Source organism: Photorhabdus aballayi, from assembly GCF_026153155.1.
In the GTDB taxonomy this organism is placed as follows: Bacteria; Pseudomonadota; Gammaproteobacteria; order Enterobacterales; family Enterobacteriaceae; genus Photorhabdus; species Photorhabdus luminescens.
In genome coordinates this window covers 1-21348 of sequence record NZ_JAPFCD010000053.1, presented here as the reverse complement: position 1 = coordinate 21348, position 21348 = coordinate 1, and the positions used below count along the sequence as shown (strand labels likewise).

The 21348-nt window shown below is 40.0% G+C and carries 15 protein-coding genes and 5 pseudogenes; 8 read left to right on the top strand and 12 right to left on the bottom strand.

The features are described from left to right. The first annotated feature begins 393 nt into the window (after positions 1 to 393). The 4 genes from OO184_RS19930 to OO184_RS19915 all read left to right on the top strand — a co-directional run bounded on the left by OO184_RS19930 (position 394) and on the right by OO184_RS19915 (position 3269). Positions 394 to 528: a tail fiber assembly protein gene (locus OO184_RS19930; protein ID WP_265380707.1), complete on the top strand. Its 135-nt coding sequence runs from the start codon at positions 394 to 396 to the stop codon at positions 526 to 528. A gap of 122 nt (positions 529 to 650) precedes the next feature. Further along, on the top strand, positions 651 to 1082 hold the full coding sequence (locus OO184_RS19925; protein WP_265380685.1) for a hypothetical protein: 432 nt from the start codon (positions 651 to 653) through the stop codon (positions 1080 to 1082). A 937-nt stretch (positions 1083 to 2019) separates the two neighbouring features. Beyond that, a complete protein-coding gene (locus tag OO184_RS19920) occupies positions 2020 to 2910 on the top strand; it encodes a tyrosine-type recombinase/integrase (RefSeq protein ID WP_265380684.1) in 891 nt (296 codons plus the stop codon). A gap of 200 nt (positions 2911 to 3110) precedes the next feature. Beyond that, positions 3111 to 3269, top strand: a complete 159-nt coding sequence (locus tag OO184_RS19915; protein WP_265380708.1) for a hypothetical protein — start codon at positions 3111 to 3113, stop codon at positions 3267 to 3269. A 97-nt stretch (positions 3270 to 3366) separates the two neighbouring features. Here OO184_RS19915 and OO184_RS19910 read toward each other — a convergent pair whose 3' ends face one another. From OO184_RS19910 to OO184_RS19885, 6 genes and pseudogenes are all read right to left on the bottom strand, one after another. Continuing rightward, on the bottom strand, positions 3367 to 4236 hold the full coding sequence (locus tag OO184_RS19910) for a DNA replication terminus site-binding protein (RefSeq protein WP_265380706.1): 870 nt from the start codon (positions 4234 to 4236) through the stop codon (positions 3367 to 3369). Between the two features lie 374 nt (positions 4237 to 4610). After that, a complete protein-coding gene (locus OO184_RS19905; RefSeq protein WP_265380683.1) occupies positions 4611 to 5087 on the bottom strand; it encodes a cytoplasmic protein in 477 nt (158 codons plus the stop codon). A gap of 163 nt (positions 5088 to 5250) precedes the next feature. Then, positions 5251 to 6021 (bottom strand): annotated as a pseudogene (locus OO184_RS19900) (transposase). Positions 6022 to 6636: 615 nt separating this feature from the next. Then, positions 6637 to 7122 (bottom strand): hypothetical protein, encoded by a 486-nt coding sequence (locus OO184_RS19895; protein WP_265380682.1) that lies wholly within the window; start codon positions 7120 to 7122, stop codon positions 6637 to 6639. A 79-nt stretch (positions 7123 to 7201) separates the two neighbouring features. Further along, positions 7202 to 7366: a hypothetical protein gene (locus tag OO184_RS19890; RefSeq protein WP_265380681.1), complete on the bottom strand. Its 165-nt coding sequence runs from the start codon at positions 7364 to 7366 to the stop codon at positions 7202 to 7204. A gap of 252 nt (positions 7367 to 7618) precedes the next feature. Beyond that, positions 7619 to 8542, bottom strand: coding sequence for a repA protein (locus tag OO184_RS19885; RefSeq protein ID WP_265380680.1), 924 nt, complete (start codon positions 8540 to 8542; stop codon positions 7619 to 7621). Positions 8543 to 10226: 1684 nt separating this feature from the next. Here OO184_RS19885 and OO184_RS19880 point away from each other — a divergent pair. After that, positions 10227 to 11375, top strand: a pseudogene (locus tag OO184_RS19880) (IS4 family transposase). 70 nt (positions 11376 to 11445) lie between these two features. Here the strand turns inward: OO184_RS19880 and OO184_RS19875 are convergent. Together OO184_RS19875 and OO184_RS19870 are read right to left on the bottom strand one after the other, a co-directional pair. Then, positions 11446 to 12237, bottom strand: a complete 792-nt coding sequence (locus tag OO184_RS19875; protein WP_265380679.1) for a hypothetical protein — start codon at positions 12235 to 12237, stop codon at positions 11446 to 11448. Between the two features lie 201 nt (positions 12238 to 12438). Then, a complete protein-coding gene (locus OO184_RS19870) occupies positions 12439 to 12777 on the bottom strand; it encodes a hypothetical protein (RefSeq protein WP_265380678.1) in 339 nt (112 codons plus the stop codon). Positions 12778 to 13058: 281 nt separating this feature from the next. Between OO184_RS19870 and cas3f the strand changes: the two are divergent. Then, positions 13059 to 14991, top strand: a pseudogene (cas3f, locus tag OO184_RS19865) (type I-F CRISPR-associated helicase Cas3f); the annotation flags it as partial. Between the two features lie 40 nt (positions 14992 to 15031). On the opposite strand, the gene OO184_RS25360 reads toward cas3f, so the two are convergent. The 4 genes from OO184_RS25360 to OO184_RS19850 form a co-directional block, all read right to left on the bottom strand. Further along, on the bottom strand, positions 15032 to 15265 hold the full coding sequence (locus OO184_RS25360; protein WP_376712592.1) for a hypothetical protein: 234 nt from the start codon (positions 15263 to 15265) through the stop codon (positions 15032 to 15034). Positions 15266 to 15325: 60 nt separating this feature from the next. Beyond that, entirely contained in the window at positions 15326 to 16378 is a 1053-nt protein-coding gene (locus OO184_RS19860) for a LacI family DNA-binding transcriptional regulator (protein ID WP_265380677.1), read from the bottom strand. Positions 16379 to 17508: 1130 nt separating this feature from the next. Beyond that, the gene (locus OO184_RS19855; RefSeq protein WP_265380676.1) at positions 17509 to 18498 is read right to left on the bottom strand and encodes a DUF4928 family protein; all 990 of its coding nucleotides are present in this window, start codon (positions 18496 to 18498) and stop codon (positions 17509 to 17511) included. After that, positions 18491 to 19630, bottom strand: a complete 1140-nt coding sequence (locus tag OO184_RS19850) for a DNA cytosine methyltransferase (RefSeq protein ID WP_265380675.1) — start codon at positions 19628 to 19630, stop codon at positions 18491 to 18493. The genes OO184_RS19855 and OO184_RS19850 overlap by 8 nt, the downstream gene beginning before the upstream one ends. A 164-nt stretch (positions 19631 to 19794) precedes the next feature. Here OO184_RS19850 and OO184_RS19845 point away from each other — a divergent pair. After that, positions 19795 to 19920, top strand: a pseudogene (locus OO184_RS19845) (IS30 family transposase); the annotation flags it as partial. Between the two features lie 273 nt (positions 19921 to 20193). After that, positions 20194 to 20913, top strand: a pseudogene (locus OO184_RS19840) (IS982 family transposase); the annotation flags it as partial. Positions 20914 to 21348: the final 435 nt, after the last annotated feature.

Below are 21348 nucleotides of genomic sequence, written 5' to 3'. Positions count from 1 at the left end.
TATAAAGTCTACTTTTTCCTATAAAATCAACAGAAACCCCCAACTTAGGCTCTACTACTGTCTACTTATATCTATTGCAATATACCCTAATTAGGGGGTATATTTTGTACCCCCTAAAAAAATACCCCCATAGCTGTGAGGGGCGAGGATGCTAGAAATATGAAACTAACAGCTCGATAAGTTGAAACAGATAAAGACTCTTAGCTATTTGATGGTGTGGCTTGTGTCTGTTGGAAAAGGTCAGCACAATAGAGAGCGCTATATTCACCTTAATATCAATGAACTCCCTGACTTTCTGAAATTTCACCCTAAAACTAAAATAGAAGGAGTTGCAGGAAGAGATGGACCGGAAAATAATGGGTAGTTGATAAAAACCTCTTAAGATCTCATCAAATCAACGATGCAAAACAACAGCAAGCAGAATTATTACAACAAGCAAATGAAATACTCTCATTGCTACAAAACTCTGTTGATTTAGAAGTCGCCACAGAAACAGGAAAAGCCTCTCTACTCAAATGGAAAAATTAATGAATTATTTAAAGGAATATGAAATTATTTATTCACAGAGTAATAATATTGCATTTGTTAGTTAAATCTGGAGTGGTTGAATTCTATTTTCACACAGTGACTATACCAAAGGAGATTGAAACATGATGTATTCAGTTAAAGGTGTTCAATATCAAACGTTGGTAAATATCCCTAAAAATATTGGATTAGGATATTCAAGATGGAGTGACGGTAAAGTTCACCTTGTTGATGGTGAGTTCCTATTTTATGGTTCTGTTGATATTAGAGGTGAGAACGGGCCTATCAATAAAGAAACGGAAATTGATGCTAACTGGACGGCGAAGTTTAATGAAATGCCTTGCGATAGTCAGGGTAATATCTTGCTCAAATCTCACTGGCTTAGTCTTGCGAGCAATGATAGTTGGCTTATAAAAGATAAAATGCGGCTCATGATTCTTTGCTCAAAAGAACCAACTCATCGATTGATTCTTGAGACCGGTGAAATCATTGATAATAAAGTTGACAACGATTATCTTCGTAATATGATATTTTCTTACACCATACTACGGCGCTAATAGTAAGAAATGTGTTTAACTTAAAAAATGCTCTGATATTTTCAGGGCATTTCTTTAATTATAGAGATAATTCACCATTATTCAGATGGAGTGGAATATGAGATACATAAATAAACAACCTAATGTTTTTATTTAATGATACCGAAATAGTTTATATGAGTGATTGATATAACGGCAATAGATTCTGGAGATGAGTCATTATAAGATTATTAGCTAATAAAATAGGTGAATGAAAATAACTCATGAGTAGAGGGGTTCTGATTGAAATGATGGCGATAAATAATCACTTTTTACCTGTAATGTTTATATTCAATATCGTAATATCCGTGATATAGATTATATCTTTAATCAAATTTAAAAATATTAATTGGAGACTTAGTAAATTGGGTAACACTGAGCTTTTTAATATTTAAGTGCATGGTAAAATTAATACAACTTTTGATGTATTCGATGATATCACTATTGAAATTGGCTGCGAAACTAAGAAATACTGATTTTTGTTGATGGCCGTTAAATCATCATTGAACATTTTACAGGTAACAATTCTTACTTACTGCATAGATCTTGGGATAGACGACCTAAGTATGTGATGGTATTTTTTCGGCTATCTTATTTTAAATAAGCTGTAATTTATTAACTTTATGGATAAATGCATTATTTCATATAAAAATATTTTTTCACTTTTTAACAGCTATGCTATTTAACAGTCAGCAGGTTAAAGTTAATATGTAACTGTGCACTGCCGTACAGTCATGGAGGTAAATGAATATAAATCATAGTAATCCAAGTCTTGTTGGTTTTTGTGAGTTGTAGTAAAAAAATCTGTATTTAGCATATGGAATTGGCAACCAATGCTTAAATATTTTTGTAATACGTCCATAGTATTACTAATGGTTATTTAGTTAAAAAATCGAATTTAATTAATCGGAGCAGAATTATGAACATTATTCAGCGTATTGGAACAATTTGTTTTGGCTGGATTCGACCATCAATGCGCCCACTTTCTGACTGGCTGGTAATTTACAAAGAACTATTAAACTTACGTGGCTTGAAGACGAACACTTTAAAAGACAAGCATTCTATGCTGGAACGAATAGATTCAGTACTGGGTGATATTCCAATTGGCTCAATTGTCCCACATGACGCTGCGCAATTTATTCATGCATATGTTTTGGTGGGAAAAAACAGTGCAGCAAAAAATGCTTATATTTTGTTACGTGATATTTTCAGGACGGCACAGGAAAATCGCTGGATAACAATAAATCCTGCTGAACCGTTGAAATCCCCGAGAACACCTGTAAAACGTGTACGTTTGATATTACCAGAGTGGCAACGTATTTATAATGCGGCGCAAGTTTTTTGCCCCGGATATGCGCATCACGCTATGTTACTTGCCATGATCACGGCTCAGCGGCGTGGTGATATTTCAGCAATGCGCCGTGATCACATTTTTGATGATCATTTGCATATTAATCAGGGAAAAACAGGACAAAAAATCGCCCTTCCTCTTGATTTGTACTCCGCGGAGCTCAATCTGAATTTGAGAACTGTGATTGATATGTGTCCGGGAAAAAATTACCTATTAGGTGACCGTCAAGTTAGCCCTTGGTCACTAAGTTTCTGGTTTGCGCATGCGAGAAATATTGCCTATTCCCTTGATTCCTGGGAAGGTGATCCCCCTTCATTTCATGAACAAAGGTCTTTGTCTGAACGTTTATACAGGGGACAGCGTGTAAACACTCAACGACTACTCGGTCATCAGTCTTCCTCTACGACTGCTCTGTACAACTGTGATAGAGGACGAGAATATCGGAGACTAGTGTTATAAGCACTATTTCAATGACATAAAATACCAATTAATTAGAAAATAGAGCGCTTATCTTGTCGAGCGCTCTAAGATAGTTTTACTGATAATTATTCTTTTTTTTACCAATACAGTTAAACTCTGCTTACTTATTATTTATACCCGTGCTCCGTGCTCATTGAAACTGCTTGATTTTCGCCCAAATGAGGTTCATGGTATCCGTCATGAAAATATTCATTACCGATGAACAGAAAGCCGAACTCGAACACCTTCATAACGCGTCATGGTTATCGTCAAAAGCGGATAAATGCGAGTATGACCGTTTACGATTGCGAGTCGTTACATGTAGCAGTAGCGCAAACCATCGCTTATTCATTATTTAGTTATGGCTACATCCAATCACGTGACCTGCATACAGGCTATCACATACAAAACAACTGACGAAATATGACTATCTTAGCGTGATACGTTAGTGAGGGATTATAGAATCACCTCGATATTTTCACCGTATAGAGTTCCAATTACCTTAGTTTTAACCCGATCAGTACGAGGTGTGATTGCTTGTGGATGAAATTCGGTAAGTGGACGAATTTTAAGATGCTCATCTTGAATAATGATAAATGGCATTATAGACGTTACTGTAATGCGCTCAACCTGCCCTGGCATATCAGGGCGGCGAATCGCGATGTTTGCAGTAGGCTGTGCTTTCACTGGACGACGTAGTCGAAGTCGTTCTTCAGGGATATTGATGATTTGTTTTATCATTTGCATCATCGGGGTCGCTTTATCCGCTGATGCATCACTCTCAATTCCCGTCCGAGCTAAAAGCTCGGCTTTATTAAGAGTGCTAAAGAGACTTTTTTGCCTCCAGCCGAAGCTGACAAGCTCTATATTTTCATCACACCAAAACCGTAACTGACGGTACAGATGTAGAGTCATAACTCCCGGGCAGGCATTGTGAAGGATCTGGAAGCGCTGGCGTCCGATATAGTTTTGCGTCACATATTTCTGAATTGCATTTTTTTTCTTGTTAATGCCTTCAACCAGAACCTTTATATTCTGTTTAAACTGTTCATTGTTGCTCGCATACCACAAAACGCCGGTGGTGCGACGTGATGCTTTTTGTGAAAGTCCATCCCGGATATGTAGATCCGAGAAAGATGAGCAAGCTGTATGAACAGCTGCGTGGCTGAGACGAAGTTCAGGTTGAATATGGTTTATCGGTAAATTTTCATTCCCTGCTTCAGTCGGAGGGAGCACCCATACACAGGCCTTAAGCGGAGCAACAGAGGCCAGCTGGGTTCGTAGCTCTATAAGTTCTGTTTCCAATTCGTGGAAAGTCTCAGAGATATTTATTGTCTTATTCTCCGATAAAGGCTGGTATTTTCCCCGTTTACCTCGTTTACACAGGGATTGATATGTGTCCATACTTTTAACAAGCAAAGTGGATTTTATCAAGTTCGTTTCGCTTATATCAAAACGAGACCAGCAAGATTATTAGTAGGGCTATTTCTCATCTTAAAAAAATAGATGATTTTTTTAATCCACAAAGAATTGTGATTCTAAAAAGATCTTCGCTAAATGTAGACCGCCTTTATAGTCCAGCTTGCGAAGCTGCTGTTTAGGGGTAGTGACCAGTTCCTTGGGTACTCGTGATGTCGTATTTTCCTTAATCAATGCTATTGTACGCATACGTTAGCATTAATATCTGATTTATCCCCCTTTTAATTTTTTGTGGTTCTGATTTTTTTTCTGTAACCACGCTTAACCTTTTCAATATTATTCAAGGTAGTAACCCAATGGATCTGCGCTAAGGAGCGGTACTTCGCGGTGACTTCCTCAATAATATTTTGTGAGCTGTCATTACTGCGATGAGTACGCCCCTCCTGACCGAAAATATCAACAATGACCGCCTGGCTGCCCTGTCTACCAAAAAGGCTATTGCACAGGCGTTTTACAACAAGGGGGGTAAAGTCCAGCTCGGTTTCACGTGCAATCTTGAATATAAAACAAAGCATCTCATAAGTTTTGTAGCGCTTGACTGCTGCACTGAGACGGGCAGCGCGTTGCGGTGCTTCCCAGGTGTCATCACTGTATTTACTGAGTTCAACCTGGTAATCGAATTCTAAGCTGTCATTTGTATATCTGTAGTTCCTAAGAAAGTAGAACATGGCTTGTTCTATTGGTGACTCATCCGCCATAACTCGTTACCATTATTAATGCTATTGTATGCATACATTAGCATTAATACATAACATGAACAAGGAAAACATAAAAAAGTGTGGGGTATTTTACGCCGGTGAATTCTTGGATGTCACCAAATATTAGTCTCCTTCCTTCTGTTCGTCTGTTTCACTTGGTAAATCACGCACAACCAAATCGGCTTTTTGGCTGAATAATAAAACGGCTCATAGCCAGCCGCCAGTGATGGACTGGCATGCTCTATTTTTTCGAGGCGGCCTGTATCGTCAGGTAAATCACTTTACGTACTGAGTAGTCCGTCGGGAACATCTTGCGTTTCTTTATTGCCAGTCTGATGACGCTGTTTAATGATTCGATCGCGTTTGTTGTATAGATGGCCTTACGGATATCAGGGGGGTACCCGAAGAACGTGTTGAGGTTTTCCCAATACGCATGCCAGCTTTTGCTAATCATTGTGACGAACTTTCACGACGATACAGTCAAGATAAATAATCGGATACAGGCTGTCTAATGGGCGATTCTGCCATTCGGTGACCTGTTCTTTGAGCGCGTCGGTCACTGTTGATATCAGCGTGGGTGACACATTTCTTTAAATGTGGCCGCGCATGCCTTTGGCATAGAGGGATAAAATCTGGTTGTCCATCTGAATGATGCGCGTCTGATGCTTTCTAATCAGCTGTGGCTCGAAGGTACCTTCTCGATCACGAGGTGTCCTGAGTTCAATCTCCCCTTCATCACTGAGTCACGTTTTAGATGAGTAACCGTTAGGGGTATTAGGTTTTTCTCATAGCCAGGATGCTCAGTCAGTTCAGCATTCAGCGCCGTTTCGACGGTCAGCTTAGTGAGCATGCGGGAAAACTGATTCAGATCGGCTTCGGTTTTGAGGCCCTTAGCCAATTCGGCAGCGAGAGCCTTAAGTTTCTTTTCGTCCATAATTTACCTGTCTCCGTTGTCGGAAGAAATATATATCAAAAACAGGCAATTATACAATTTAAATTACAGTCTTACCGTTAAAGCTGGTACAAGCGATAATAGAAACTAACTATAACTAGTCCAACATACAATATAATTCTAAAAAAACCACCGCTAAAACCCTGCTTGACCTCTTTTACCTCCAATATCGCTACAACTCCCCATCTCCCTCTCATCACATTTTTTCTCTTTTTTTCTCTCCCATTCTCTTATTTTCTCAAACACACTCAACCAGAAACAAAGACAAAACAAGGTCAATTCCAGCTGCCGATGGTGAGGTAAAGCACGAATTAAAACCCTACCAACTACACGGAATTTCAGATACAACTCTAGCCTTTTGCCTCCTATTTTGTATGTTGGACTAGTAATTCGATTACAATGATAATTCGCTGTACATTAATGATAATTGTTATTATGGAATTTTCTCTAATACAAAACGATCACAAAACCATGCAGGTAAGAAAGATCAGCAATTCCACATATTCCAACAAAAAATGGGAATAACGTTTCCATCGCTCCAGAGAAAAAACTCAACCTGTTAAACACATTGCTGGTACGCTAAAAAGAAGGGGGCAATCACCCCCGCTGAATAACCATTGACTGACGCAGTATTGCCAGTACATCACTGACGCTCATGTCCCATGCTTGAGACTGCCGGTTGAGCATAAAGGCACCGAGTTCTATTCGCTGCTGGTGATTAATCATATGCGTCATTACTCTTCCACTATCAGAGATATTAATCCCACAACCAGAAGGCCCATTGTGAATAATGGTAAGTCCCTTATTTTTTCCTTCACCATGAAAGTTTGCGCGTAGCTCTTTTACTAATCCGAACAAGACAGCACAGCATTGTGTCAACTCATACCGCGACAGCTGGATGATTACTTTCTCATCCCAAATAACTGAGCTGTTCTGTTCATTAAAGGGAGCGATAGTAAAATTCACCGTCAGAAACGAATCATTACCAGCACTTTTAACGAACTGTACATCAAGAGCAGTTCGTTTATCACCCCGCAGCCTGTCTGAATAAAACTTTATTTGTTTTCCAAATGATTGTGACATAGAAATTAACCATCCCCTCCTCTTTTCTAACAAAATATTAATATGATTACCCTAAAATCCTTCCCTCTCAAACTCACTTTTAAACAAGTGCATTCCTTCCCATCCAAACACACCATGATATTTTCGGTTTTTCCCACTCAGTTACGCCGTCACACACTTCCCCCTCAAACTCACCAATATTCGATAAAGCCTTGTTCTTAACGGCTTTGAGGGTAGTATTACTCTCTTTCCCACATGAACCCATCTAGCACTTTCCTGTTGAAACTCACCGTTTTCAGGCCATAATTCTCCCGTTCAAACTCACTTTTTTCTCCAAATAGCCCATCCCACTTAAACTCACCAAAATAGTATTACTCTTATTCATTAGGGAATATTTCTATATAGCACATTGTTTTTAATATATTTATAGAGAAAAATGCTTTTAATGGTGTGTTTGAATGGGAAGCACCAACCTCAAAACCAAAAGGCCGGTGCGTTTGAATGGGAAAACCCCTTTTTAATAGAGTTTCGGATTACGATTGATGATCACAATTGATGACTCTTTTGAACCTTTCTTGCTAAACCGGTATTTCAGATAACCAATTTGCTCCAATGTTTCTAACGCAATCCGAATCTTTCTGTTCTGGTCTGCAATACGACCATGCATTAACAAACGGCTACGTAACCTTTCAAAGGTGACTGGAGCCGGTGGTTCGGGTAAAGCTTCAAAGTAGGTATAAATCGCTTGCGCTGTTTCATTCCGAGCAAGAGCATCTAACGGCTTACGTCGTAACAATGTCAAATGATCGGAAGCATATAAATCCCACAGACGCCCATCCGCCTCAAGTATGATTATATCTGTTTCGGCATTGAACTCTGCATTGTTCAAAAGGCCAGTTACCCTGCATTTTTTTGCACCGGGATTCTTTGTAAAAGTAATTGTTTTGGAACGTATACGAGTCAGAGAACTCCCGATCTCCTTACGTAGTCTGGAATCAAAGCGCTTAGACGGATAACCGCACTTCTCTCCAAACTCTGTAAATTTTAATCGGATCTTATTTCCTTTCAAAGCATCCGGGTTGGTACTGAATGAATGTATAATTGCCACCCAACAACGGAAGTCATGGAAATAATTGAGTTGAGGACCAGTGATTTTCACGTCTGTATAGCCCTCACTCCGAGCAATTTCCAGATTAGAAAGACTGCTACTGACATCGAGTTCTGGACCATCGGCACCGTTCGCACGTGAACTTGGTGTGAAAACTCCCAGCCTCAGTAGCGAAACTGGCTGTACTGTTGTGGCCTTATTAACAGTGAGCTTACCCAGAGAAGACTTTGCTGAGTCTGGGATTGCGTCTTTGAAGAGAAGGACTGTTTCTCCGTTTCCTGCTCCGCTTGTGTCAACGCCTACATCCCCACTTGTATCGACGTAATTTTCCATCAGAGATGATCCCCCCTAAATCTACTGTTTTTATTCACGATCAGAGCCCCACCCGGATCGTTAGCAAAAATGTAACATGAGAATAAAATAAACGCATTGAAAAATCCCTCTCAAACGCACTCATTTTGTCTATATTTATTTTTTTATTGTTTTTTATCAGTATGTTATACCACAAATATCATTTAATATTTTTATTGACAAGCAGAGAGTAACTAGTTCTCAAGATTACGCTGTGTATAAACTGTGACAGTTCTAGGTCAATGATTTTATGATAATTCCAGCCTATCTCACTAATAACAAAAGTCTTTTTTGGCAGAATCTACAGTATTTTTCTTCTGTGTAGATAAAAATTCATTTTTCCCACCCAAACACACTAAAGTTCCGTCTAAAACTCACCGTTTTCCCTGTCAAACTCACTTTTTCCCCGTTCAAACACATTTTTTTCCCTCTCAAGATCACCGCTTTTTCTTGAAAACCTGATGTAGAAAGGGTTTGCGAGATCGGGGATCTTTTAGGTTTTTTTTGATCTATAATGGATCTTTTATTGGATCTGACCTTTGGATATGTGGATAAATCTTTTCTGCGGCCTAACACAAAAAATAAACAATGAACAATATGAAATAATCCAGAGATGATTGGTCGTGAATAAAATGTGTATTTGTCGAATGACTCATTGAACAGATATTTTTTTTATTACATTGTTTTTAAAAAGAATTCTTACAATTTTTAATAAACATATGGCTAATGTGAATAAACTTCAATTTTTCCCACTAGAACTCACCGAATTCCCCTCTCAAAAACACCAAAATTCTCTGTAGACCTCTTTTCATAAGGCTTTCCAGATTCAGGGATCTTTTAGGGTTCTTTTTTGATCTATCTAGGATCTCTTATTGGATCTGCTCTGTGAATATATGGATAACACAATGCCGAACGTATTGAACACTGGCAAAATATCCGAGATCCTTTGAAGATCCATGTTACTTTTCCCTAATTCTCTCTATAATCCATCCTGTGACAATTTCCGTAAAAATATAACCGACAATATAAAAAAAGAGACAAATCGTCTCTATGACCTTTTGATAAACAATTTGATGCCTATCCGACATAAACCAATTAAATCCATTCTCAGTTGAGTACATCTTAGTTCCCCCTTATCATTCGCTTCATTAATTGAACTAGGGTGACGACTTCAGACTGTATTCCGCATCAGATACCTGAACCTTTTCTGGCTGTACGCGTAGATGTTAAAGGGTCAGACTTCATGAGGAATTCCTGTAAATCGTAAAAAATGATATTGTTTTTTGTTGACAAAATATCCAGATACATTTTATCATCAATCCGATTAAAGCGTGCCGCATAAATTTTAAACGTGAGCGGATCGGCTATTCCTGCTTATGGACGTATACGTAGGATTAGCTTAGAAGGATAATTCGGCATGGTGCCGAGTCACTAGCGTAACAAATCGTCCCGCTAAACTAAACAACCCGAAGAACCTCGGCTTATGCCGGGGTTTTTTGTTATGGCTTTAGCCAGTTTAAGTAGCGTAAGCTTCTTAAACATAAAACCACCCGCTATGCGGGCTATCTCTTATACAGAAGTCCTTCACTTAATGTGAAGGATTTTTTGAACTAAAGACTTTCCTCATGATCAGCTCTTCAAAGTGTTTAATTTGAGGATTTCTGTGATGATTAAAAGCAATGTTGAATGGGCTAAAGCGCAGTTTGGCCACGCTGAACTCGGTGACCCAAGAAGAGCCGCAAGATTAGTCAAAATGGCTTCAGAGTTAGCCCTACACTCCGTAAATCCGTTGTAAAATCTTCATTATCTCCAGCCAGTATGGAAGGCGCTTATCGATTCATTCGCAATGATAATATTGCCGAGGCGGGATTTACAGCAACGGCAAATCAGATTGAGCAATACCCATTACTCCTTGCTTTGGAAGATACAACAACGTTGAGCTATCAGCATCACTCGATACGGAAAGAATTAGGACATGTAAATCAAGGTAACCGCTGGCGAGGACTTTTCGCCCACAGCATTTTGTTATATGCGCCAGATAAAAATGACCTTGTTGGGCTGATAGAGCAACAACGGTGGACAAGAGATATAAAAACTCGCGGCATTCGTCGTCATGGCCTTAAACGACCCTATGAAGATAAAGAAGGATATTAATGGGAAAGAGCATCTGGAAATATGACTGCTCGTTTAGGTGAGGCGATGACAAATGTTATTTCTGTCTGTGCTCGTGAAGCAGATATTTATGACTATTTAGCCTATAAAATATCAAATAACCAACGTTTTGTGGTTCGTTCAATGATGAGTAGACATATTCTTGAAGGAGCAAACAAATTATACCAATTTGTCGCAAAGCTTAAGAGTGCTGGGCAACGACAAATACGCGTAGCTCAAAGAGAAAAATGCTGGCTAATAGAGGAATATCATAAAATCTGGAAAAGTGAGGGGACTGATGTAGAAAAACTGAGAGTTCAAAGCAAAAATAATCTAGATAGATTAGCCACAATTTATGCCTTCTTAGCTGGTAAGGATATTCCAGTTAAAATTTGCTAATGAGCAACTTGAAGATATTAACTGTGAAACAATATTGTCACCAAAAGCGTGGAAACTGCTTTGGCTGAAAAGTGTCAAAACCGCGCTTCCTGAAACCCCACCTACCACTAAATGGGCCTATGAACATCTTGCAAAATTAGGTGGTTGGAAAAATCGCAAACAAAATGGTAGAACATCAGTCAAAACGTTGTGGGAAGGATGGCTAAAATTACAAGCCATCCTTGAAGGTTATGAACTGGCGCATTCTATCGAGCAAGACTTGTGATCAAGAGACAGGCCCTAAGAGGTGGTTTAAAGATAACAATCAAAGATTTCTTGTTGATAATCACGTAATTTCATTTCTTACTACCTTTGCTATAAAATAAGTCTATGATATAAACTACTTTGCTTGCTTCAATATATCGAAGATCTATCCAAAATTGAGCCTTGTGTGTACTGGTATTTCCCGATTTAACTATCGATAGCTGAGAATCTGTCATAGATTTTACTTTTTCAAATCTTATTTTCTCAGCCCACTCTATTTGTCGATTTGTTCCTTTGAGCGGCTTAAGTCCAGTAAGTTTTGAGCCGTTTTTAGCCAATGTTGCTAACGATGATAATTCTTTTCCCCGTAAGCCTATATAATCAAATTTGTCATCATATATTTCACCTGTTGCTTTATCTATCCACTTCCCATTATCAGAATCTTGAGTTGGATTAATTGCACCATATTTCCATGCTTGAAAATTTTTATCTTCATGTGCTGATTTATTATCGTATCCAATCTTAATCTCCCTATTTTCAAACCCATCAATTTCCAATTTTGAAATTACGTCATTGATTTTCATATCAAAAGCAATAGCTATCAGTTCAACCGGCGTTGTATTTTTAATTAAAAAATTACTCAAAGCATATTTTTGATTTTGTGTAATTGTTTTGTACTTTGAATTAAAAGTATCACGAATAGAATTGCATAGACATGAAATAAATTCAATACTATTATTTTCCCTTTTTGCTATTAATTCAGCAGCATTAAGAATTTTGGGTTCACAACATATAAATCTGATGAAATCTTTATCAGCTGAATTTCTATTTTTTGAGATTTCTAAGTATCTATTATAACCTTCAATTGCGTAGTCGATATGCATTTTCTATTCACCCCTTTGGATTATATAAAATACTGTTAACAACAATCCAGTTACCCGATATTCACTTTGCGACTTGCTACGGAGTAACATGCATATGTTGCGCAAACTTAGACTGATTGCCACTGAAATGGCGATCAATATATTCTTTCAGTGTTTCGCATTGTCTATTCAAATGAATTCCCATATCATTATTTGTGATAATCAATCAATGATATGGCCGCGAGAATCTCTGAGTCTATTTTTGTGTTCCTCAACCCATTTTCTGTTAGCTTCTTCATCATTACGTATTTCTTTATCAATGATTTCATGAAACATATCACTGATATAATTTAGAAATGTTACAGTATCGCTACGAATATCTATGTCATACAGCCCAATACAAATTGATTCTCTACTATCTTTATAATTCGTTGCAACATACATTTTCTGTCTTTCGATGCAAACATAACCTTTTGCAGTCATCTGACCGTAGATACAGCTTTCGTAAGGACGTTCTAAGATGAATGATGCACGCTTTGATTTCAGATAATCAGTGTTCATTTTCAAGTTCTCCGTTCGTTGTTGATGTAATTAACATTATCATTTTTTGATAATAATCAAATATGTCAATAGTCATTTTTTGATGATGAGTGTAATTTTTATCACAAAAATATACTTATAATGCCAATATTAAGTGAAGATTTTACTTTTCCTTGTGTGAAATTTATGCAGAATATTAATTAATGGTGGCCGTGTTAAATACGTCCCTCATGAGTAAAAACGCTCACTGTCTCACTTAATGCTTTGCAAACAATCGCTCAACAACTGAGTCAGGTGGCACGATGAATATTCTTTTAGTCTCTCAATGCAACAAACGCGCGCTAACAGAAACTCGCCGAATTTTGGATCAATTTTCTGAACGTAAAGGTGATAGAACTTGGCAAACAGCGCACCGTAATACGGCGGTTGCTTGCCATTGGATAAAAAGTGGCGGCCAAACTGAGTTGTTATGGATTATCGGGAATTTGCGACGTTTTAACTCACGGGGAGTTGTACCCACGAATAAGAAGAATTGGAGTGATCAGGATAAGCGTGATATTTGGACATTCCCAAATGGTACCCCTATCCGCAGTCAGACTTGACGTCAGAAAGCGCAAAAATTTGCGCGAAGAGCGCTGCAATCAACGTCATTATTGCAATATGGCAATCTGAACCAGTGTTTTATTAGTCATATGTCCCGACTGGTTTTAATGCTGGCCAATCATCATTATTCATCGTTGCCAGCAACTTTGGATTGGCAGGATGTCAACTATGATGTATTTGCTAATACTGATAGAACCACTGGCAAGTGCAAGCAGCGGTTAGATGAACACAATATTGGTGTCGGGCAGAATGCTTTATTACTAGGGAGAAGCTTGCCACATATTCGCAAAACGCTACCTGCGATTACCCGGCATAAAGGATTTAAATAACGTAGCAAAGACGAAAAATATCGCTGGCAGGATCAAGCATTTGATGCGGCGTGTGCTGTGCGTGAACGTTCAGTAGAACAAGGTTTTTTTGGCATTAACATGGCTTCTACGGGTTGTGGTAAAACTTTTGCTAATGCACGCATCATGTATGGATTAGCTGATGAAAAACAAGGATGCCGTTTTTCTATCGCTTTGGGACTAAGGACGTTAACGCTACAAACCGGTGATGCATTACGTAAAAGACTGCATTTAGAAGAAGATGATTTAGCGGTACTGATTGGTTCGCAGGCAGTGAAAGAGTTACATCAATTTCATCAAAAGGAACTTGAGCCTGATGTAGGCAGCATATCCGCGGAAGAGTTATTTGCAGAGCATCAATATGTTAGATATGACGGCAGCTTAGATGATGGGCGTCTGAGTCACTGGCTACGTAAAGATAAAGGGAAAGATAATAAACTTAATAAGCTGCTTAGCGCACCTGTGTTAGTAGCGACCATCGACCATTTAATTCTTGCTACTGAGGGTATTCGTGGTGGAAAACAAATTGCACCCATGCTGAGATTACTCACTTCTGATTTGGTGTTAGATGAACCTGATGATTTTTATATTAACGATTCGTCGGCTTTATGTAGGTTAGTGAACTGGGCAGGGTTATTAGGTTCGCGGGTATTGCTTTCATCTGCCACATTACCGCCTGCATTGATTCAGACATTGTTCAATGCTTATCGGGCTGGACGTCAAGATTATCAGTTAGCATGTGGTCGGCCTGGTACTCCGGTGAATATCTGTTGTGCCTGGTTTGATAAATATGAAACAACACAACAGGATGTGGCTAATAGTTGCTGTTGCACAGCAGTTATTACAGATATCATCTCCTAAAAATGTGCGTATCCATTATTGTGTCTATCACAGCCAGCATCCTATGGCGATACACTCTCATCTTGAACATCGGTTGGATTCAGCGTTAACACGTTATGATGAAGAAGCGTTGTGGCAGGTGGCAGAAATTCGTAAAGCATTAGAGGAGATGCCAGAGAAGCATCATATTTTTGTCGTACTCGCCACGTCTGTAGCTGAAATCGGTCGGGACCATGATTATGACTGGATTATCGCTGAACCCAGTTCAATGCGTTCGTTGATACAACTTGCCGGACGTATTCAACGCCATCGGCAAAAAGCACCTCTCTTACCAAATCTACATATTCTGGCGAAAAACTATGAGGCACTTAAAGCGATTAATTTAAAACATCCGGTTTATTGTCGGCCAGGATTTGAGTCGGAAGATTACCGCCTTGCCAGCCATGATTTACATGAATTACTGGAGCTTTATCAATATGAACTCATTAGTGCATTGCCAAGAATATAGGCGTTTTGTTTTTATCCAGTAAAATAAGTGTTTCAGCCTGTATGGTCAGGACAATCTGGATGATATTTTCGTTATTTACTCTTTTTCCAATTTCTGCCGTTTTATTGATCATCTCTTTGATGCATATGAAGTACTGCTCAACATCAAATTCAACAAGTTCACCGTTGCGGTTGTAGTTGACAGTTTCTGATAGTGTATTAAGTAGGGTCAGGCTTTTATCATATACAAAAACTTTGATATTAGCCGTCCCTAAATCAATAGCTATGATATTCTAACATCTCTTCTTTTCTAATAAATTGCGTACAGAACCCCTGGCAACAAAAGTCGGCGCGGTAGAAAAAAAACGTGTTTCAGTGCGCCCATTTAATAACGTTGATTGCAAAATATTAATATGGTATTCCGCCATTTTGTCCTTAGGCAGGTGTATTGTCGTCAGAGGCGGCATGGAAAAAGCAGAAATTGGGTTATCATCGAATCCAATCACACTGATATCGTCTGGGATTCTAAAATTATACTGCATAGCTGCTTTGTAGACTCCGTAGGCCAGAATATCGTCAAAAGTTAACACCCCGGTTATAGGGATACTGAAGGTATTTTTGTCGGGATCCCATAATTCTTGAATAACCTGAAATCCGTTTGTAATAGATGAATGGGTTGTTTTTACCATATCCTTGTTGAACGGAACGCCATATTCGTTGTAAGCCCGTTTTATCCCTAATACAAACTCTCTGCTCGTAGGAAATGATAATGACTCTGTGATAATCAGACAGTTTCTATGTCCGTTTGACAGCATTTCCCTTGCGGCAAGGTAACCACCATACGCATAATCAACATGAACATGGTGACAATTCATTGTTTCATAATGAGCACCCTGAAGGGTGAGGCGGTTGGACATCTTTGATAACAGACGTAAATTATCGGGGTTCATGGATGTCGGTTCGAGAATAATAAAATCCACTTGTCTGGACAAGACGGTCAATATATTGGCACGCTCTGTATTTTCATTGAACTGCGAATCAAAAATCATCGTGGTATATCCGTGTTCCGCCATCTGGGTCAGGATCTTACAGAAAATGTAGGCCAGTACAGGGTTTTCGATATCGCTGAAAATAACAGCAATAGTTTTGGTAGAATGACTGCGAAGCCCCTTTGCAAGTGAATTGGGCATATAACCCATCTCGTTTGCTTTGTTTAAAACCAACCGTCGGGTTTTTTCTCTAATAGCAGGATCGTTGTTCAGTGCTTTCGAAACTGTTGAAAACGAAATATTTAATTCTTTGGCAATAGATTTAATCGTAACAGGCTTGTTAGCGTTATATGTCATTACTGGTATATCCTTTTCCTCTAATAAAGGAGGAACAACACAGGTGTTGTTGATTGATTTGAGAATAAAATATATTTACAACGTTGTCAATTTCACAATCCCATCACACTAATGCCGAATTAACGTTCATTAAATGGTCAATATCTTTCTTTTTTGGCGAACAGCTGTGTGTGATTTTAACAATATTAGTATCTTTGTTGATTAAAAGTGAGAACAATTAGGTGGTCGAGTAGCCCGAGGGGATCTCACCCGCAGGCCCTCACGCAACCGAACATGAATCTCTCTCTACCCGCCGTATCGGTGGCGGAAAGTAGCTCCCGGATGCCATTCGATTCCAGAGTTTGTAGAGATTTGCCTTTAGGTTCATCTCAAAGTCTGTTATCGACTGGCGATCCACACCCGCACTTCCCCTGTTCGCTTTGATACATTGGTATTCTTTCCACACGATGGCTTTGGAAATATTGAATGACTTTACCTTTTCCAACAGAATCCTCCCATTGCTGGTTGTTCTGTCTTGAAGGCTGAACGATGCAGCCCCTTCGCTCCAATCCCATTACAGGATCTTCCTCACTACTACGGACTGCTCCGCCCCTGTGCCTCGCATCGGTACTCAGATCCTTACGGGGTCTCCTCTTGGATCGCTCCCTTAGCATCGAGGTGACAGGTTCTCACGTTCCGTATCAAAGCCTGTACTCAGTTCATGCCATCTCTATGCCGGTCGCCACTTGGGCAGTAAACAGAGCATCCCCCAAGCTGATCCTGGAATGCAGCTAGTCTCCAGTTTTGACGACATCTTATGCTTTCGACACCTCAACGATGGTTCGCTTGCACTCATCTCCTGAGCACCTACCTGACGCATTTACCTGCGCCTGTACGCCGATCCCGAGGGACCTGCCCTCATCTTTGATACAGCATTGCACCCGAAGCTTACACTTTGGTGCATTCGTGACACACTAGCTGCTTGCAATCGTTTTATATGCTGGCAATAAAACAGGGGGGTAAATGAAAAACGGTTCTACAAGGAAATGATCCGACAAGGTGATTTTGAGTACCGCCGCCATTTGGATAACTTCGAGAAATAATTATGCCTAATTAACCTCAATTCCACTTAACACCTAAAAAGAAACCGATTAATGAGATAAAATTCTCTCAACCCATTTCGGTTCTTCAATCATCAGCGATTTGTCACTTTCAATTCTGTTAATTCGACTATTATAAGTTCGAATTAACTGAGCAATGCTTACTTTGATCTTATCTCCATCGTAGATAGAAATTTCCTCAATATTTGTTCCAATAAATATTTCAGCAGACTGTACAGAAATCTGGTCTAGCATATTTACGTTTTCAGCCATTTGTTTGGCTGCCTGAACCTTACTCTCAAGCGTGAGAATTACAGGGCGATAACCTTCATTCTTATTTTTGACACACCGGGAAACTAATTTTTCCATTGGGGCTGTAGTAACATGAAATGCTGTGTTCCCAACTTGAAAATCACCCTCTCGATCAGTTTGACGGTCAGCTGTATTTGCCCTATCCAGACCAATCTTCTCATCAGGAAATCTTAACTGCAACTTGGCCCCAACAAGATGTTGAAGCACAATTCCTGTCGGTTTATCAGAACGATCCGCTGCGGCCTTTAAAATCTCAGTGACGAGGAATGAAACAGGCTTTAAAGGATCAATATCGACGCTAATTCTTTGTTTATCAAAATAGTCAATACGCACACATGCCGTAAAGAATGCCTCAAGCTCAGAAGAAACTTTCCTCATATCTTGAGGCTTTTCATAAGTCGGGTTTAGCTTATTCAGGGTATCACGGAATGAAGCAGCTAAATGAACAGTCCCACGAGATGTTCGCCCCCCCTCGCTGGTAAAAAAACGAGTTTCACCATTCTGTTCAAGAATTTTCTGAATGGTGCCACCGCTTAATCCACGAACTTGGCTTTTCCCCTCACTGTAGAGGTGCTCATCATCGATCGGAAGCCCTTCTGATACCATATGCGATACAATGAGCCCCGCATTCATGACATTCGTATTAATTTTACCTGTTTTAGCCCTTTGCGATTCATACCACTCCTTTGCAGCACGAAGATACCACTCTTCATGAGTTGAACTACTCATTTACTATCTTCTCCTTCTGTAATTGAAGCCCTTGTAAGTTAGGTAAAATTATATTATTAGCTACCCAAGCCACAACAGGTACAGCTACGGCATCCCCGAAACCATAATGGACTTGAGAGTCTCGCATATTCTCAAGAGAGTACCAACCAGCCCCCATGAGTCGTGCATATTCCACCCCAGTCATCCAACGAATCTTGAGTGCACCTTTGCCCATAACAACTACGGCTTGTTTGGATGATCCTCCCCGGGCGGTACGTAAGCAGCCGGAAATATCCTCAGCCCTCATTTCCCAAACTGGAATGCCATTACGAGTACGGCGGTAAGCAGTACGAGCATTGATGCTATTTAATGATACAAAATGCTCTAATCTTTCTCTTTGGACAGGAGCCATCGAATCAACAAACTGTTGTACTCGATCTGCACTCCACCATCGAGCATCGTTGTCAGGTATTGGCTCAATTTCTTGAGTTAATCCTTCACTAAGCAACTCAGGTGCTTTAGGTAATGGCATCAAAAAGGTACGGATCTCAGAATCTTCATGAAGCCATGCTAGCCAGTCAGGTCGTAAGCAAGTGTCTTGCTCTCCCCCATCTTGAGGATTCAGTGAACCTATCAGAAACAAACGCGGACGGGACTGTGGAATAAATCGACGAGCGTCAAGGGTTATCGCATCCACGACATAACCTAGCGTATTAAATTCTTTTGCCGCCGCACGTAAATCCTCGCGATCATTAGAGGATGCAAGTCCAACCACATTTTCTAACACAATCACTTTTGGTTTACGATCTCCCATCTCTGCAATGAGTCGAGTAAACCCAAAAAAGGCTGAAGATTCTCGGCCACCACGTAAGCCAGCTCTTTTCCCAGCAAGGCTCAGATCTGTGCAGGGTGAAGAAGACCAAGCAACGTCCGCAGTTGGTAACTCTTGACCATTCAGCGAATGAATGTCGGCCAGCAAGAGTTCACCGCTTCCCCACTGCCCTTCATACATATATTTCTTGTTTAAATCATAGTCATTTGCCCACAGCGTTTTGATGCCTGCAAGTTCTAATCCAGCTCTGGCTAATCCTATACCCGCAAAGAATTCTAATGCAGTCCAGTCATGCGTAGAGCGGAGCGGTACAATATTCACATCAATTCTCCTGTAATACTGGTGATATCATCGCATAAACCTACTCGGTAGTCATGTTGTGCTTTAATAAATTCGGACGCTCAGGGTCAATGGAAATTGTTTGATCTTACGGGGATCTATCACATCACCAATTACCTTCTATGCATCCTTATTTTATCCAGCTAAACACGAACAGATTGCTCAGGTAGTATTTCCCCAAAGGAACTGATTTATCAGTTTACAGCCAGCAAAAATTAAACAGTATTGCCCGACGACTTAATAAGAGGCCGAGAAAAACGTTAGACTATTAATCACCCGCAGAGAGATTTAAACAGTGTGTTGCATCCATCGATTGAACTTACAGCCCAGAGTAGGCTGTCAGATGATACGAAATAATAGGCCTTTGTTAAGATCTGTTTCTGATTTTGTGTAATCTCCCATCATAAATAGATGTCTTCATATTATTTCTCATGGCGTTAAAAATTATAGCTAACCTGAATTCTGGATAAGAAATTGACGAGAAGCCTGTTCCAGGAGCAAAGTTTTGGGGCAGACTCAAAAACAGCTCCGAGGTGGAACAGGCTATGGACAACTTAGTTGAAATTTTCTGTGATGTCGATGATTTTTGCCGTTTTTTCATCCCTCAATGGGAACAATTTTGTCTCGATAACCGGCATCGTTTACGCCGCCGACAAGGTCGCATGTCTCCCAGTGAAATCATGACCATTTTGATCCTTTTTCATCGGTCACATTACCGGGATTTTAAACATTTTTATTTAGAACATATTTGGAAATATCACCACAACGATTTTCCCACCTTACTCAGCTATCCCCGTTTTGTCAGTGTGGCCCCTGCCGTTTTGGTGCCACTATGCAGCTATCTGACGCAATTAAAAGGAAAACCCACTGTCATTGCTTTTATTGATTCCACCCGTTTGAGTGTCTGCCATAACATTCGCATTCCTCGACATAAGGTCTTTGCGGGGATAGCTAAGCGCGGAAAAAATTCAATGGGATGGTTTTACGGTTTCAAATTACACCTGGTTGTCAATCATCAGGGGGAAATTTTGGCGCTTAAAGTCACTGCCGGTAATGTAGATGATCGGGAACCTGTTCGCGAATTAACAACAGAATTAACGGGTTCTCTGTACGGCGATAAAGGTTATCTCAGTCAGGAATTGGCTGATGACTTAGCTAAAGCGGGACTCACTTTCATCACCCAAAAGCGCCGAAATATGAAAGTTCACCTGCAAGCTGAGTGGGATAAGATCATGTTATCAAAGCGTTTTATCATTGAAAGTGTGCCGCAGGCATACAAACTAGCCGCATAGGGAATGCAGCCAGTATGTAGCATAAGCTCAGGAGGAGATGGTGGCAGGCCCACCGAAGTCCGCTGTCGGAAGCTGGCTTCAAACCCCCTCAAGCGGCTGCCGTAAAGAGCGGAGGTCGTGAGCGTTGAGGTTAAAGCGCGAACAATAGTTCAGCAGGTAGGGTACAAAGAGACGAGTAAAACCGAACCTATGTGGACGCGTCGTAAAGAAGAGATTTGACATCAAAACCGGGGGCGTTTCTATCTTCCGGGATAAATCTGTGAGTGGATCCGAATGCTGCGCAGGTGGTGTCCGGCGTAGAGTGGGCGTGACTTTGTATCGGGCTCTTTCTGGGAACTGCGGGAACCTGTCATCACGATGTCAAGGGAGAAATGCAAGTCACTAAATTGACAAGTATGAGAGTACCGA

Bases quoted from the DNA above. Each gene is read 5' to 3' on its own strand.
- OO184_RS19905 (WP_265380683.1), bottom strand. From the start codon at position 5,087: ATGGCGGATGAGTCACCAATAGAACAAGCCATGTTCTACTTTCTTAGG.
- OO184_RS19870 (WP_265380678.1), bottom strand. From the start codon at position 12,777: ATGAACACTGATTATCTGAAATCAAAGCGTGCATCATTCATCTTAGAA.
- OO184_RS19890 (WP_265380681.1), bottom strand. From the start codon at position 7,366: ATGGGTTCATGTGGGAAAGAGAGTAATACTACCCTCAAAGCCGTTAAG.
- OO184_RS19920 (WP_265380684.1), top strand. From the start codon at position 2,020: ATGAACATTATTCAGCGTATTGGAACAATTTGTTTTGGCTGGATTCGA.
- OO184_RS19860 (WP_265380677.1), bottom strand. From the start codon at position 16,378: ATGACATATAACGCTAACAAGCCTGTTACGATTAAATCTATTGCCAAA.
- OO184_RS19855 (WP_265380676.1), bottom strand. From the start codon at position 18,498: ATGAGTAGTTCAACTCATGAAGAGTGGTATCTTCGTGCTGCAAAGGAG.
- OO184_RS19915 (WP_265380708.1), top strand. From the start codon at position 3,111: ATGAAAATATTCATTACCGATGAACAGAAAGCCGAACTCGAACACCTT.
- OO184_RS19875 (WP_265380679.1), bottom strand. From the start codon at position 12,237: ATGCATATCGACTACGCAATTGAAGGTTATAATAGATACTTAGAAATC.
- OO184_RS19885 (WP_265380680.1), bottom strand. From the start codon at position 8,542: ATGGAAAATTACGTCGATACAAGTGGGGATGTAGGCGTTGACACAAGC.
- OO184_RS19895 (WP_265380682.1), bottom strand. From the start codon at position 7,122: ATGTCACAATCATTTGGAAAACAAATAAAGTTTTATTCAGACAGGCTG.
- OO184_RS19925 (WP_265380685.1), top strand. From the start codon at position 651: ATGATGTATTCAGTTAAAGGTGTTCAATATCAAACGTTGGTAAATATC.